11 protein-coding genes and 1 pseudogene are annotated in these 14,401 nt (G+C 57.4%); 5 read left to right on the top strand and 7 right to left on the bottom strand.

All coding sequences use genetic code 11. From position 1 onward, the window contains the following. Positions 1 to 17: 17 nt before the first annotated feature. Positions 18 to 1,205: an MFS transporter gene (locus IM294_RS16195; protein WP_045260284.1), complete on the bottom strand. Its 1,188-nt coding sequence runs from the start codon at positions 1,203 to 1,205 to the stop codon at positions 18 to 20. Positions 1,206 to 1,320: 115 nt separating this feature from the next. On the opposite strand from IM294_RS16195, the gene IM294_RS16190 reads away from it, so the two are divergent. Further along, positions 1,321 to 2,277: an AraC family transcriptional regulator gene (locus tag IM294_RS16190; protein WP_028013503.1), complete on the top strand. Its 957-nt coding sequence runs from the start codon at positions 1,321 to 1,323 to the stop codon at positions 2,275 to 2,277. Between the two features lie 14 nt (positions 2,278 to 2,291). Here the strand turns inward: IM294_RS16190 and IM294_RS16185 are convergent. Beyond that, positions 2,292 to 2,983: pseudogene (locus IM294_RS16185) on the bottom strand (carbohydrate porin). 280 nt (positions 2,984 to 3,263) lie between these two features. On the opposite strand from IM294_RS16185, the gene IM294_RS16180 reads away from it, so the two are divergent. Then, positions 3,264 to 4,949: an alpha,alpha-trehalase gene (locus IM294_RS16180; RefSeq protein ID WP_126818485.1), complete on the top strand. Its 1,686-nt coding sequence runs from the start codon at positions 3,264 to 3,266 to the stop codon at positions 4,947 to 4,949. A 60-nt stretch (positions 4,950 to 5,009) separates the two neighbouring features. On the opposite strand, the gene IM294_RS16175 is transcribed toward IM294_RS16180, so the two are convergent. Then, a complete protein-coding gene (locus IM294_RS16175; RefSeq protein WP_126818484.1) occupies positions 5,010 to 7,112 on the bottom strand; it encodes a TonB-dependent siderophore receptor in 2,103 nt (700 codons plus the stop codon). Positions 7,113 to 7,224: 112 nt separating this feature from the next. Beyond that, complete coding sequence (locus IM294_RS16170; protein WP_028013508.1) at positions 7,225 to 7,479, bottom strand: GlsB/YeaQ/YmgE family stress response membrane protein; 255 nt, start codon at positions 7,477 to 7,479, stop codon at positions 7,225 to 7,227. Between the two features lie 207 nt (positions 7,480 to 7,686). Here IM294_RS16170 and IM294_RS16165 point away from each other — a divergent pair, with 207 nt between their 5' ends. After that, positions 7,687 to 8,418 carry a flagellar brake protein gene (locus tag IM294_RS16165; RefSeq protein ID WP_126818483.1) on the top strand — a complete coding sequence of 244 codons (732 nt, stop codon included), beginning with the start codon at positions 7,687 to 7,689 and terminating at the stop codon, positions 8,416 to 8,418. A gap of 36 nt (positions 8,419 to 8,454) precedes the next feature. Here IM294_RS16165 and emtA read toward each other — a convergent pair whose 3' ends face one another. Continuing rightward, complete coding sequence (gene emtA / locus IM294_RS16160) at positions 8,455 to 9,066, bottom strand: membrane-bound lytic murein transglycosylase EmtA (protein WP_126818482.1); 612 nt, start codon at positions 9,064 to 9,066, stop codon at positions 8,455 to 8,457. A 106-nt stretch (positions 9,067 to 9,172) separates the two neighbouring features. On the opposite strand from emtA, the gene ldcA reads away from it, so the two are divergent. Continuing rightward, positions 9,173 to 10,087 (top strand): muramoyltetrapeptide carboxypeptidase, encoded by a 915-nt coding sequence (ldcA, locus tag IM294_RS16155; RefSeq protein ID WP_126818481.1) that lies wholly within the window; start codon positions 9,173 to 9,175, stop codon positions 10,085 to 10,087. 88 nt (positions 10,088 to 10,175) lie between these two features. Further along, positions 10,176 to 11,909 (top strand): potassium/proton antiporter, encoded by a 1,734-nt coding sequence (locus IM294_RS16150; RefSeq protein ID WP_126818480.1) that lies wholly within the window; start codon positions 10,176 to 10,178, stop codon positions 11,907 to 11,909. A gap of 46 nt (positions 11,910 to 11,955) precedes the next feature. Here the strand turns inward: IM294_RS16150 and dadX are convergent, their stop codons facing one another. Continuing rightward, entirely contained in the window at positions 11,956 to 13,026 is a 1,071-nt protein-coding gene (gene dadX / locus IM294_RS16145) for a catabolic alanine racemase DadX (protein WP_028013513.1), read from the bottom strand. A 9-nt stretch (positions 13,027 to 13,035) separates the two neighbouring features. Continuing rightward, positions 13,036 to 14,334 (bottom strand): D-amino acid dehydrogenase, encoded by a 1,299-nt coding sequence (locus tag IM294_RS16140; protein ID WP_049138818.1) that lies wholly within the window; start codon positions 14,332 to 14,334, stop codon positions 13,036 to 13,038. Between the last annotated feature and the right edge of the window lie 67 nt (positions 14,335 to 14,401).

The raw sequence follows: 14,401 nt of genomic DNA, 5'->3' as shown, positions 1-14,401 counted from the left end.
CTCACCCGGCAAAAAAATCATTCCGCTTTCACTTTCACGCCCATCAACACAATCACCATCGCCGTCACCAGCAGGAACCCGCTTCCGGCGAATACGCCGCTGGCACCGTTAAGGTCAAATACCGCCCCGCCCCCGGCCGCACCGGCGCTTATCGCCAGCTGGATTGAGGCCACCAGCAGCCCCCCTGCACTTTCGGCTTCATCCGGAACGGTGGTGGCAAGCCAGGTTGACCAGCCCACCGGAACCAGACCAAACGCAAAGCCCCACAGCGCCACCAGGAAACCGTCCAGCATTGCCAGATGGCCAAACGCCACCATCGTCAGCGCCAGTATGCCCATGGCGAACGGCACCAGCGCCAGCGTCAGGCGTAGATTACGTGCCAGCAGATGTCCGGCAACGGAAGTACCGACAAAGTTCGCCAGCCCAAAGCCCAGCAGGATCAGTGAAATGGTCTCAACGTTCGCCTGCCCCACCGTTTCCAGGAACGGGCGCAGGTAGGTAAAGAAGGCGAAATGGCCGCTGAAGATCAGAATAGTGGCCAGCATGCCGCCGATCATGCCCGGTCGACGCAGCACGCGGAACAGCGTGCTGAGGCTACCGCTGCTCTCGGGCTTCATGGACGGCAGCACCCAGATCTGCCACAGCAGCGCCAGTACGCTCGGCAGTATGCAGAGCACAAAGACGTTGCGCCAGCCGATCAGGCTACCCAGATAGCTCCCCAGCGGGGCAGCAACCACGGTGGCAATCGACACGCTGGAGAAGATCACCGCCAGCGCCTTCGGCACTTTATCCGTCGGAACCAGGCGCATCGTGGTGGCCGTCGACATCGCCCAGAAGCCACCGATGGCGACCCCTAACAGCAGGCGCCCCATCAGCAGGACGTGCAGCGTAGGCGCAAAGGCCACCAGCAGGCTGGAGATGATTTGCAGCACGGAGAAAAACATGAGTACCCAGCGACGGTCGATACTTTTGGTCGCCGGCGTAATCAGAAGCCCGGTGACCAGCGCCACCAGCGCGGTGGCGGTGACGGCCTGCCCGGCCATGCCCTCGCTGACGCCCAGGCTCGCGGCCATCGGCGTCAGCAAACTGGCTGGCAGGAACTCAGCCGTTATCAACCCAAACACGCCCAGCCCCAGTGAATAGACGGCCCGCCAGGCGGGTCTGGCTGGCGCCACGGCCTCTCTCGCCACGACACATGAATTCATCTGTTGTTCTCCCGTTATAAAAATGTGACAACTGTCGCAAAAGCATAGAGGGTTCACCGTGGACGATCTATGACATATAATCTCCACTTATTGATTATTCGTCCGGAGTTGCGCCATGACCGTTCAGTCCCCCGATTTGATCAGCGAACTCTTACGCGGCATGCGCCTGTCGGGCGTGAAATACCGACGGATTGAAGCCAGCGCGCCGTTTGGCGTGGCGTTCCACCAGGCGCCCGGTAAGGCGCAGTTCCATTTTGTGAGCCACGGTAGCGCCCTGCTGCGTATGGAGAGCGGTGCGACCTTCGAACTGAGCGGCGGCGACGCGCTGTTTATTCCTGGCGGGAATGCCCACGCCCTGCTCTCTGACGCGCAGGCAGCCATTACCCCGGTGAACGCTTTTCCGAGCGAACCTATCTGCGGCTCGGTGTGCGCCATTACCTGCGAGCCCTGTCCGGAGAGCGAGAACACCATCATCTTTAGCGGGTGTATGGATTTTGAACTCGGCGGGATGCAGCCGCTGATCAAAGCAATGCCGGAAGTGATGATGGTCAGCCGGCTGATGTCCACCTGGCCGGAAATTCATCCGCTACTGGCGGCGATGGAGCGAGAATCCATGACCCGTCAGGCCGGGTTCGCCGGGATCCTTGCCCGGCTGGCTGATGTGGTGGCGGCGTTAATTGTGCGCGGCTGGGTTGAGGGCGGCTGCGGTAAAGCCACCGGCTGGGTGCAGGTTTTACGCGACCCGCGCCTGAGCCGGGCCATTTACGCCATGCACCAGCAGCCTGGCCTGAACTGGAGCGTGGCGGACCTGGCGAAAGAAGCGGGCACCTCACGCTCCGTGTTTGCCGAACGGTTTCTGGCCGCGACGGGGACGACCCCGGCAAAGTATCTCAGCGAACTGAGAATGCGGCTGGCGATTCAGTACATTCGTCACGAAAATCAGCCGATTGAAACGGTCGCCCTGCGGCTGGGTTACGGATCGCTGGCGGCGTTTAGCCGGGCCTTTAAGCGCATCATTGGCCATGCGCCGGGCACGCTGCGGGAAGCCGGCCAGGCCCCGGAAGAGGTCTGACCGGCAGGCTGGCATCATAAAGAGTATTTAAAGCGCACGCGGCCACCGTAGCGATCGTCGTTTTTCTTATCGCCCGCTTTCGGCGAAGCGTTGACCCAGGACGCATACGCGCCCAGATAGATGTTGAAGTTTTTCATCTTCATGACGTTCGGGATCAGATCGTATGGATGGTATGAATATCGTACTCGCCCTTCGCGTCCAGGTAAGCGGTGTTGAGGTTCATGACCAATCCGTTCTCCGGATCGGTTTTAAGCCCGTCCCAGGTCATAGTAAACCCGTAGCCGTCGCTGTAGAGATCGTCCGACTTTAATTTCCCCGTCGTTCACAGAACCGAAGAAGAATACCGCATCATCGAGATACATTTTCCCGCCGAGAGGCTGAACGGAAAATCCGGCAAAATTGCCGTTATCCATTTTCGATAACCATCAAAACCTCATAAATTACGCCCGTTAATATCCCAGCGTTCTTTATATCCCGGTGCCTGGTCGCTATTAGCGCTTTGCTTAATGGAGGTCAGACTGCCTGTTTTACTGGCGGCATCTATATTAAACGCCACGTCACCATAAAATTTAATATCACCAAACCCTGAAAGCGTCAGCTTTGGCGGTTCGGCTTTGCTTACCGGCTCTTCGGATTGCACAACAACGGCGGGTGCTGCCTGCGCGGCGGCCGCCTGCTGCTGTCTAAGCGCCGGAATAAAATGCACTTATCAGTATTACCGTTTTTTTTAATTTCATAAAATCCATCCTGATTATAAAAGTGAATACGCAAATAGGGAGCATCGCTATTTCGACTACATAGCCTTTTGGGTTCTATTATTTTTTTGTTGCACAACAAATCCTTCCGGACAGGGCGTGCGAAGCGGTAAATTGTCTGGTTCTGCGCAAAATGGGATATTCAACACGCGAAGCGGGCAATATTCGTCTAAGGTTTTCAGGTGATTGATAACAGCGGTCACGCTGTTCAGGAATACAGGAGACGAACCGATGATAAGACCTCGTACTTTACGCCCTGCTCTTTTGCACCTCGCGCTGGGAGGCGCGCTGCTCGGTGTAGCAACGATGGGTTATGCTGAAGAACAGCCAGCCTACCAGAAAAATTCACCCGATATTTTGCTTGGCCCTCTGTTTAACGACGTGCAGAGTGCCAAACTGTTTCCCGATCAGAAAACCTTTGCCGATGCCGTTCCCAAAAGCGACCCGCTGATGATTCTGGCGGATTACCGGATGCAGCACACCCAGACAAGCTTTGACCTGCGCCACTTTGTGGAGATGAACTTCATACTGCCTGCGGAAGGTGAAAAATATGTGCCGCCTGCGGGACAAAGCTTACGTGAACACATTGACGACCTCTGGCCTGTGCTGACGCGCACCACGGATAAAGCCAGTAACAAATGGGATTCCCTGCTGCCGTTACCGAAACCTTACGTTGTGCCCGGCGGGCGCTTCCGCGAGGTCTACTACTGGGATAGCTATTTCACCATGCTGGGCCTGGCGGAGAGCGGCCACTGGGACAAAATCAGCGATATGGTGGATAACTTTGCGTATGAGATTGATACTTTCGGCCATATCCCCAACGGCAACCGCAGCTACTACCTGAGCCGCTCCCAGCCGCCGTTCTTCTCACTGATGGTTGAGCTGCTGGCGACGCATGACAAAGAAGCGCTGAAAAAATACCGTCCACAAATGGAAAAAGAGTACACCTACTGGATGGAGGGTGTAGAAAGCCTTCAGCCTGGGCAGGCTAACCAGCGCGTGGTGAAGCTCGATGACGGTTCCGTACTCAACCGCTACTGGGACGATCGCGATACCCCGCGCCCGGAGTCCTGGCTTGACGATATCACCACGGCGAAGAGCAACCCTAACCGGCCTGCGACGGAAATCTACCGCGATTTGCGCTCCGCAGCGGCCTCGGGCTGGGACTTTAGCTCCCGCTGGATGGACGACCCGCAAAAGCTCGGCACCATCCGCACCACCAGCATTGTGCCCGTCGATCTGAACGCCCTGATGTTTAAAATGGAAAAACTGCTCGCGCGAGCAGGCCAGGAGGCGGGCGACAGCGCGGCGGCGAGTAAATACGAGGCATTAGCAACCGCGCGTCAAAAAGCCATTGAGCGCCACCTGTGGAACGATAAAGAGGGCTGGTACGCCGATTACGATCTCAAGAGTAAGAAGGTGCGCAACCAGCTCACGGCGGCGGCCCTCTTCCCGCTCTACGTGAAGGCGGCGGCACAGGATCGCGCCGATAAAGTGGCCGCGGCCACTTCCGCACGCCTGTTGAAGCCGGGCGGTATTACCACCACCACCATCAACAGCGGCCAGCAGTGGGATGCGCCAAACGGCTGGGCACCGCTGCAGTGGGTGGCAACGGAAGGGTTGCAGAACTATGGGCAGGATAAGGTTGCAATGGACGTGACCTGGCGCTTCCTGAAGAACGTTCAGCACACTTATGACCGCGAGAAGAAGCTGGTGGAGAAATATGATGTCTCTTCTACCGGTACCGGCGGTGGCGGCGGTGAATATCCGCTCCAGGATGGGTTCGGCTGGAGTAACGGCGTGACGCTGAAAATGCTGGATCTGGTTTGTCCGAAAGAGAAACCGTGCGACAGCGTGCCGGAAAATCAGCCTGCGGCGAACGATGAGGCTGCGCCGGTGAAAGCTGCGGCGCAGTAAGGGAGTATTGCCGGGTGATGGCTACGCCTTACCCGGCTTACATTTTGAACTCACAGGGATTTAGAAGCTGTAACTCGCCCCTAGCTGATACGTCCTGTCACGCCCAATCCAGCAGTTGGTCGCATCGTAGCAGGTCAGCGTCTCTTTATTGGTGATGTTCTGCATACTTGCCTTAAGCGTCAGCCCCGCCAGCGAAGGCAGAATTTCGCCCATCCGGTACGACGCCGCCAGATCGTACTGCGTAGTGCCCCCCAGCTTACCCGCATCGTTAGACGGTGAAATCTCCATCGGCCCGGTATAGCGCGCCCCGGCGCCCAGCATCAGCCCCTTCAGCGGCGTGCTCTCGAAGGTGTAATCCCCCCACAGGTTGAACGCATTTTCCGGCACCTGAGTAGGACGCTTGCCCTGGTATTTATCATCTTCGGTATTAATTACGTGGGTGTAGGCATAGTTGGCAATCAGCGTCAGGTTGTCCGTCGGGCGGCTGATGGCGGAGAGCTCCGCGCCTTTGGATTCCACTTCACCAGTCTGACGGTAGTTCAGGAAGCCCGGGTCGGAGGTGACGACGTTTTTCTGCCGGATGTTAAACACCGAGGCGGTAAACGTCGTGGCGTACTCTGCCAGCAGATATTTTACCCCGCCTTCCACCTGCTTGCTGGTGGTTGGCTTGACGTCTTTCGCCGTGAGCGTCCCCTGCGGCGAGACCGGTGCAAAACCTTCTGAATAGCTGATAAAAGGCGAAATACCGTTATCGAAGGCGTAAAGCGCCCCCAGGCGTTTGGTAACGCGATCCTGCGATACCCAGGCCTTATCGCCGTTTTGCAGGTAATCGGTGGTGACGGAGCGGTAATCGTCGTAGCGCAGGCTGCCTAACAGATTTAAGCCACCAAATTCCACCTGATCCTGCAGGTAGTACCCGTTCTGCTGGTAGCTGAGACGGTTTTTCTGGGCGGTGTAGAGCCCCAGCGCGCTTTCGTGGATTTGCGAATAGTCCGGATTACGCATATCCATGCCCGGCGTAGTCGACGCGTAGCGGTAGTGGAAATGGGAGTTCAGCCTCTGATAGTCAAACCCGGCCAGCAGATGGTGTTTCCATTCGCCCAGCGCAACGGTTTTAGTCACCTGGTTGTCGATGTTGAAGCTCTTAAGATCTTCATCGGTGGTATAGGCAAAGCGGTTAAGCTGATAGACCTCACTTCCCGTTCCCGTCGCGTAGACGCTGTTCTGGTGGGTATCGACGTCGAAATAGCGCGCTTTCTGATAAAAGCCCCAGCCGCTGTCAAACTCGTGTTCGAAGCTGTAGCCCAGCATCCACTGCCGCTGCTTAAACCCGCTCCACTCATCTCCGGCGTAATCCCGGCGATCGGCATATTTGGACCGCAGATAAGCGAGCGGCAGCGGGTTAGACGGCGTCAGGCTCGGGGAGTTTTGCGCCAGCGCATCCAGGGTGAGGCGGGTTTTACCGTCGGGTTGCCATGTAACGGACGGGGCGACCAGATAATTTTCATAGCGGCTGGTGTGCGGCTGATCGTCATTCTCCGTCGCCTTACCCAGCAGGCGGTAATTCCAGTCGCTGTCGGCAATTTGTCCGGTCGAATCGAGGTAGCCTTCTTTCAGATTACGGTTCCCGGTGTTAAAACCGACCTCGGTTCGGGCTTCCCGCTGCGGCTTTTTGCTTTGAATATTTACCAGCCCGCCCGGCGAACCGCCGCCGTAAAGCACCGATGAAGGCCCTTTCAGGATATCGACGCTCTCTATTAACAGCGGATCGATGCGCGCCTTGGTGTTACCGGTGACGTTATAGGGTAGCTGCAGTCCGTTGTAAAACTCCTGATCAACGGTAAAGCCACGAATTTTGTATTCGCTCATATAGGAGGTATTCCCCCGCACCTCGGTTGAGACGCCTGGGGCATAGCGCAGGATTTCATTCACGGAGTTCGCGTGACGCTTTTCGATCTCCGGCGCAGAGAGCGTGTTGATAACCTGCGGCGTTTTACTTTCGGCAACGGCCGATTTGGTGGCGCTGTTGGTCCAGGCCGGCAGCGCGCTGCCCTGCTCTGAGCCCGTGACGACAATGGTTGATTCTTCGGCGAAAGCCTGGACCTGCAATGCCAGCGTGACGGCACCCGCCAGGGTGCATAACGTAAAACGTGAGGAGTTCATAATGTCGTCTTGTTATTACATGCAATACGGAACGACAATTATTATCATTTAGATTAGCAAATCAATATGGCGGCAAAAAAAACGGCCCTCCGCAGAGAGCCGTTCTGTCATTTTATGCTCGTCGCAGTAATCTGAATATGCCCAGCACGACAATGGCTCCCACGACAGCGACCAGGAAACTGTGCATGTCGAAACCACTGATGTCACCACCAAAACCAAACATCGTCGCCAGCCAGCCGCCTACAACCGCACCAACGACCCCGAGTACGCAGGTCAAAATAAAGCCGCCGCCATCGTTTCCCGGCATGATCAGTTTTGCGATAGCGCCGGCAATAAGGCCAAAGATAATCCAGGCGATGATACCCATAGCAATGCCCTCTTGCAGATTAAACGCATGTGCAGAAAACCTTCTGCACAGCTAACTTAAGTATAGGTCATCACCGGAAAACCAGTTTCGTCTCACCGACTTATCCTGCGGACAACGGTAAAAAAATCTCACCGGTTTGTATTAAGTTTGAGGGTGGATTGCCGATAACGCTAAGACAGTCTGTCATCAATCAAGGAGCCATCCGGCGTGAGTCATTACAGTGAGCAGTTCCTCAAGCAAAATCCGCTGGCTGTATTAGGGGTATTACGCGACCTGCAAAAAGGCGAAGTGCCGCTGCGCATCAGCTGGTCGAATAATCAGTTTATCAGCAAGATCCTTGACGTCTCGCAGGAGAGGCTGGTTATTGACCTGGGCAGCCTGGAGTATGAAAACCGCGCGGCGCTGAAAGCAGAGAATATCGTGGTCATGGCCGAAACCCATGGGGCCAAAGTGGAATTTGTCCTGCCGCGACTGGAATTGAGCGAATACCAGGGACTTCCGGCTTTTGTTACCCCCCTTCCTGGCAACCTCTGGTTTGTCCAGCGCCGTGAATATTTCCGCATCAGCGCCCCCCTTCATCCTGCCTATTTTTGTAAGGCTAAAATGCCGGACAAAAAAGAGATCCGCTTCCGTCTCTTTGACCTGTCGCTGGGCGGAATGGGCGCGCTGATGGATACCCCGAAGCCGGAGGGTCTGGTAGAAGGCATGCGGTTTACGCAAATAGAACTGGATATGGCGGGCTGGGGCCGCTTTTATTTCGATGCACAGCTGATTGCCATCAGCGAGCGCACGGTGGTGGACAGCAAAAATGAAACGATTACCACGCCGCGTCTGAGCTTCCGTTTTCTGAACGTCGGGCCCGGCGCGGAGCGCGAGCTGCAGCGCATTATCTATTCGCTGGAACGGGAAGCACGGGAACGTGCGAATAAGGTTCTGTAGGAAAAGTCGGGCAGCGAGCGCCGCCCGTTTGCGGCATTACATGGCATCCATCGCTTTCTGTACTTTCCAGATATAGCGAGGCGCCTGCGGTGCCGGATGATTTTTCGCAACATGCTTGACGAACTCATCTTTGTCCATGTCGTTGATCTCCTCAATCGCCTCTTTGCGGTCAGAGGAGAAGGTTCTGAGCAGCGCCCCGGCGCCGTTCACGTACGAGACCACCAGCGCGTATTGCATCACTTCCGGATCCTCAATGCCCTTCAGCACGCCGTGTTCCAGAATGCTCAGGTAAGCGGTCCCCATAGAAATGTTGCGTTCCGGGTTCTTCAGCTCGCTGGTCGACGGCTGGCCGCTCCAGCCCATATAGCGGTAGACCTCTCTCCCCGCCGTAGAGGCTTTCAGCTGCATCAGCCCCACCGCGTTGGATTTGCTGACAAGCGTAGGATTGCCACCGGACTCCACCGCAATAATGGCGGTGATCAGCCGCGGGCTGACGCCCCATGCCTTCCCGGCTTTTTCACTGATCGGCATCCACTGCATGGCCCGTTTCACCGGCACTTCCGGATTCCAGGGCGGGTTTTGATAATCATGTTTTGAACTACAGCCAGCCAGCAAAACAATCAAAAAAGCAAACCATCTCAATTTCACGTCATCTATCCTTATAGCCGGTCATCGCGGTGCGCCGCCCTTGAAGCAGGCGGCGTATACGCGGCATGATATAGACAATTAGTTTCTCATTCAGCAAGGAATTGCCATGTCTCAGTTTCATCTCATCGCGCCATCGGGCTACTGTATTAACCAGGACGCGGCGCAGCGGGGCGTTCAGCGCTTACTGGAATCCGGCCATCAGGTAGAAAATCAGACAATTATCCCCCGCCGCCAGCAACGTTTTGCCGGAACAGAAGCGCAGAGGCTAAATGATATCAATAGCCTGGTGAACCTGAAGGGCGAAAACCGAATAGTCCTTGCGGTGCGCGGCGGCTATGGTGCGAGCAGGCTGCTTGAGAGCATTGACTGGCAGGGCCTGGCGCAGCGCCAGCAGCAGGATCCGCTGCTGATATGCGGCCACAGCGATTTCACCGCCATCCAGCTTGGTCTTCTGGCGCTGCATAACGTCATCACGTTTAGCGGCCCGATGCTGGCCGGTAACTTCGGCGCGCCGGAACTGGACGCGTTCACCGTGGAGCATTTCTGGCGCGCGCTGCGCAATCCCACCTACAGCGTGGAATGGCAAGGCAATGGACCGCACTGGGAATGTGAGGGCCAGCTCTGGGGCGGTAACCTGGCGATGCTGGTCTCGCTCATCGGCACGCAGTGGATGCCGCAAATCAAGGACGGCATTCTGGTGCTGGAGGATATTAACGAACATCCGTTCCGCGTCGAGCGCATGTTATTGCAGCTTTATCATGCCGGTATTCTCGATCGCCAGTCCGCGATCGTGCTGGGCAGCTTCAGCGGCTCTGCCCCGAATGACTATGATGCGGGCTACTCCCTGGAAACCATGGTCGATTTCATCCGCTCGCGGCTGGATATTCCGGTTATCACCGGTCTGGATTTCGGCCATGAGCAGCAGACCGTTACCCTTGCGCTGGGCGCGCAGGCGACGCTTACACATGATGTTTCGGGCAGTCGGTTAACGATCGGTGGTCATCCGGTCATAAAAGCATAAAAAACCCCCTTAATAAAACGCTGTTGCCGTTGTTAATATGTTAGGGTTTTAGTAACAGCGTTAACATTGAGGTGGGAGAAAGAGAACATTGGATGCCGCAGCGATAATCAGCCTTTTCATTTTGGGTTCTGTACTTGTAACCAGCAGTATTTTATTAAGTTCATTTTCATCGCGTCTTGGCATACCCATTCTTGTTATTTTCCTTGCCATCGGCATGCTGGCCGGCGTTGACGGCATCGGCGGTATCCCCTTCGATAACTATCCCTTCGCCTACATGGTGAGTAACCTCGCGCTGGCGGTGATCCTGCTCGACGGCGGGATGCGCACTCAGGCGAGCTCCTTCCGCGTGGCCTTAGGGCCTGCGCTGTCGCTGGCGACCGTCGGCGTGTTGATCACCTCTGGCCTCACCGGGATGATGGCCGCATGGCTTTTCAATCTCAATCTCATGGAAGGCTTGCTGATTGGCGCAATCGTTGGCTCTACCGATGCGGCGGCGGTCTTTTCCCTGCTTGGGGGTAAAGGGCTTAACGAACGCGTTGGCTCAACGCTTGAGATTGAATCCGGCAGTAACGATCCGATGGCGGTGTTCCTGACCATCACGCTGATAGAGATGATCCAGCAGCACGAGACGGGCCTGAGCTGGATGTTTGCCCTGCATATTCTGCAGCAGTTCGGGCTGGGGATTGTCATCGGCCTGGCGGGGGGATACCTGTTACAGCAGACGATCAACCGCATTTCTCTGCCCTCGGGGCTTTACCCTCTGCTGGCGCTGAGCGGCGGCATTCTCATTTTTGCCGTTACCACCGCGCTGGACGGCAGCGGTATTCTCGCCGTCTACCTCTGCGGGTTCCTGATGGGCAACCGCCCTATTCGCAACCGTCATGCTATTTTGCAGAACTTTGACGGCCTGGCGTGGCTGGCGCAAATCGGCATGTTCCTGGTGCTGGGCCTGCTGGTGACCCCGTCGGACCTGCTGCCGATCGCCGTTCCGGCGCTGCTGCTGTCGGCGTGGATGATCTTCTTCGCCCGTCCGCTCTCCGTATTTGCAGGCCTGCTGCCGTTTCGCGGCTTTAACCTGCGCGAGCGCGTCTTTATCAGCTGGGTCGGCCTGCGCGGCGCGGTGCCGATTATCCTTGCGGTGTTCCCGATGATGGCCGGTCTCGACAACGCGCGGCTGTTCTTCAACGTGGCGTTCTTCGTGGTGCTGATTTCCCTGCTGTTCCAGGGCACGTCGCTCGGGTGGGCGGCGAAAAAGGCCAAAGTGGTGGTGCCGCCCGTAGGCTGGCCGGTCTCCCGCGTGGGGCTGGACATTCACCCGGAAAACCCGTGGGAGCAGTTCGTCTACCAGCTGAGCGCCGACAAATGGTGCGTGGGGGCCTCGCTGCGCGATTTGCACATGCCGACTGAAACGCGCATTGCCGCCCTGTTCCGCGATAATGTCCTGCTGCACCCGACCGGCAGCACCCGCCTGCGCGAAGGGGATATTCTGTGCGTCATTGGCCGCGAGCGCGACCTGCCCGCGCTGGGCAAGCTGTTCAGCCAGTCGCCTCCCGTGTCGCTGGACCAGCGTTTCTTCGGCGATTTTATTTTGGAAGCCAGCGCCAAATTTGCGGATGTGGCGCTGATTTATGGCCTGGATGAAGGTGCAGAAGACGGTGACAACCCGCAAACGCTGGGAGAAATCATTCAGCAGCGGCTTGGCGCTGCGCCGGTTGTGGGTGACCAGGTGGAGTTTGCCGGGATGATCTGGACGGTGGCAGAAAAAGAAGATAACGCGGTGCGGAAGGTCGGTTTGAGGCCGATGGAAGAGGACGGGGAGTAGTTTTTTTGCCGGGTGGCGGCTTCGCGTCACCCGGCAAAGATACAAGTTACACCGTCACAACCGGCACTCTTGGTGCCAGGGCACACATCAGTTCATACCCTACCGTTCCCGCCGCGGCCGCCACGTCATCAATTTTGATTTCGTTGCCCCACAGCTCGACCGGTGAACCGATGCCCGCCTGCGGGCATGGCGTCAGGTCAACGGCCAGCATATCCATTGAGACGGTCCCCACCGTGCCCGTGCGCACCCCATCCACCCAGACCGGCGTGCCGGTCGGCGCGATACGCGGATAGCCGTCGGCATAACCGCCCGCGACGATGCCAATCCGCTGCTCGCCCTTCGCCCGGAAGCGGCTGCCGTAGCCTACCGTGTCGCCCGCCTTCAGCGTCTGCACGCCGATGATCTCGCTGCGCAGGGTCATGACCGGCCTCAGGCCGCTGTTGGCAATATCCTGCCACTGGCCTGAGGGTGATGCACCGTACAGAACGATCCCCGGACGCACCCAGTTATAGTGGGCTTCAGGATGCCAAAGCGTCGCCGCCGAGTTCGAAAGGGAGCGCGGACAATCGAGCCCTTCAGCCGCCTGCTCAATGCGGACCATAGCATCAGCAATGCCGTCCGGTTTTTCCGCGTCGGCAAAATGCGCCATCAGCGTCATTTCGCCGACGTTTTTCAGGCCACGCAGCTGCTGCCAGACCGTATGCACCCGCTCAGGCTGGAAGCCCAGGCGGTTCATGCCGCTGTTCACCTTGAGATAAATATCCAGCGGAGCGTGGAGCTTCGCATCCTGAATGGCTTTAATCTGCCAGTTGCTGTGAACGCTGGTGGTCAGGCGATACTTATCCAGCAGCGGCAGATCGTCCGCGTGGAAGAACCCCTCCAGCAGCAGAATAGGCCCTTTCCAGCCGCGCTCGCGCAGCAGGATGGCCTCCTCGAGATTGAGTAACGCAAAACCGTCGGTCGCGCCGAGCGCGCTCCATATACGGTCAATACCGTGGCCGTAGGCGTTTGCCTTGACGACTGACCAGACGCGCGAACCAGGTGCTGCCCGGCGAACAATTTGCAGGTTTTCCTTCAGGGCCTGCAGATCCAGCTGAGCCAGAACAGGACGGGACATGACAACTCCTTAATTATGCGCGCCGTGCAGGTGCTGAGGACGCGATGGCGTAAATCCTGATTGATAGCGCGCAGCACTTAAATCGTCAAACGGAATTGCCGGCGTGCGCCCGGAAATCAGGTCGCTCAGCAGCTGGCCCGAGCCGCAGGCCATCGTCCAGCCGAGCGTGCCGTGTCCGGTATTGGTCCACAGGTTTTTGTATGGCGTGCGGCCTACAATCGGCGTGCCGTCCGGGGTCATCGGACGCAGGCCGGTCCAGAACGTCGCCTGTTCCACAAACCCGCCGCGCGGGAAGAGATCGCCCACCACCATCTCCAGCGTTTCACGACGCGGCTGCAGCAGCTCGGTGTTGAAGCCGACAATCTCCGCCATGCCGCCGACGCGAATACGGTTATCGAAGCGGGTAATGGCGATTTTGTAGGTTTCATCCAGGATGGTTGACACGGGCGCCCCGCTCTCCTCTTTCACCGGGATAGTCAATGAGTAGCCCTTGAGCGGGTAGACCGGAATATCGAGGATGCCTTTCAGCATGGCGGTGGAGTAGGAACCAAACGCCATCACGTAGGCATCCGCCTTTATCACCTCGTCGCCGCACTTCACGCCGTAAATTTTTTCGCCTTCCGACAGCAGCTTGTCGACGGAGGTATTAAAGCGGAATTTTACCCCTGCCTGCTCGCACATGTGCGCCAGCCGCTGGGTAAAGAGCTGACAGTCGCCGGTTTCGTCATTCGGCAGACGCAGACCGCCGGTCAGCTTGTGGGCCACTTCGGCCAGCGCGGGTTCCACCTGCCCCAGCTGGCTGGCTTCCAGCAGCTGATACGGTACACCGGCATCTTCCAGCACGGCGATATCGCGGGTGGCGTTTTCATACTGTTGCTCGGTGCGGAACAGCTGCAGCGTGCCGCCCTGACGGCCTTCGTACTCAATCCCCGTCGACGCGCGCAGGGCTTTGAGGCAGTCACGGCTGTATTCCGCCAGACGCACCATGCGCCCTTTGTTTTCCATGTAGTGCCGGGTGTCGCAATTGCGCAGCATCTGCCACATCCACTTCAGCTGGAACTGCGTGCCGTCAAGGCTGATGGCCAGCGGCGCGTGGCGCTGGAACATCCATTTGATCGCCTTCAGCGGCACGCCGGGCGCCGCCCACGGGGCCGCATAGCCAGGAGAGATTTGACCGGCATTTGCCGCACTGGTTTCAAGCGCCGGGCCGGATTCACGATCGATAACGGTAACCTCATGTCCCGCCTGACTTAAATACCAGGCGCTGGTTACGCCAACGACACCACTTCCCAGTATGACAACACGCATAGCCACTCCATTATGAGCAAAAGAACAATCATCTAATTACAGATTGATAACCTAGTTGAAAATATTA

The sequence above is a fragment of the Enterobacter cloacae complex sp. P43RS genome (assembly GCF_014930585.1).
Classification (GTDB): Bacteria; Pseudomonadota; Gammaproteobacteria; order Enterobacterales; family Enterobacteriaceae; genus Enterobacter; species Enterobacter bugandensis.
Note: the sequence above shows the minus strand (reverse complement) of the source record. Positions and strands in the feature narration are given on the sequence as shown.

Excerpts from the sequence above, each read along its gene's own strand:
- IM294_RS16195 (WP_045260284.1), bottom strand. The coding sequence starts at position 1,205 with ATGAATTCATGTGTCGTGGCGAGAGAGGCCGTGGCGCCAGCCAGACCC.
- IM294_RS16190 (WP_028013503.1), top strand. The coding sequence starts at position 1,321 with ATGACCGTTCAGTCCCCCGATTTGATCAGCGAACTCTTACGCGGCATG.
- IM294_RS16180 (WP_126818485.1), top strand. The coding sequence starts at position 3,264 with ATGATAAGACCTCGTACTTTACGCCCTGCTCTTTTGCACCTCGCGCTG.
- IM294_RS16175 (WP_126818484.1), bottom strand. The coding sequence starts at position 7,112 with ATGAACTCCTCACGTTTTACGTTATGCACCCTGGCGGGTGCCGTCACG.
- IM294_RS16170 (WP_028013508.1), bottom strand. The coding sequence starts at position 7,479 with ATGGGTATCATCGCCTGGATTATCTTTGGCCTTATTGCCGGCGCTATC.
- ldcA (WP_126818481.1), top strand. The coding sequence starts at position 9,173 with ATGTCTCAGTTTCATCTCATCGCGCCATCGGGCTACTGTATTAACCAG.
- dadX (WP_028013513.1), bottom strand. The coding sequence starts at position 13,026 with ATGTCCCGTCCTGTTCTGGCTCAGCTGGATCTGCAGGCCCTGAAGGAA.
- IM294_RS16140 (WP_049138818.1), bottom strand. The coding sequence starts at position 14,334 with ATGCGTGTTGTCATACTGGGAAGTGGTGTCGTTGGCGTAACCAGCGCC.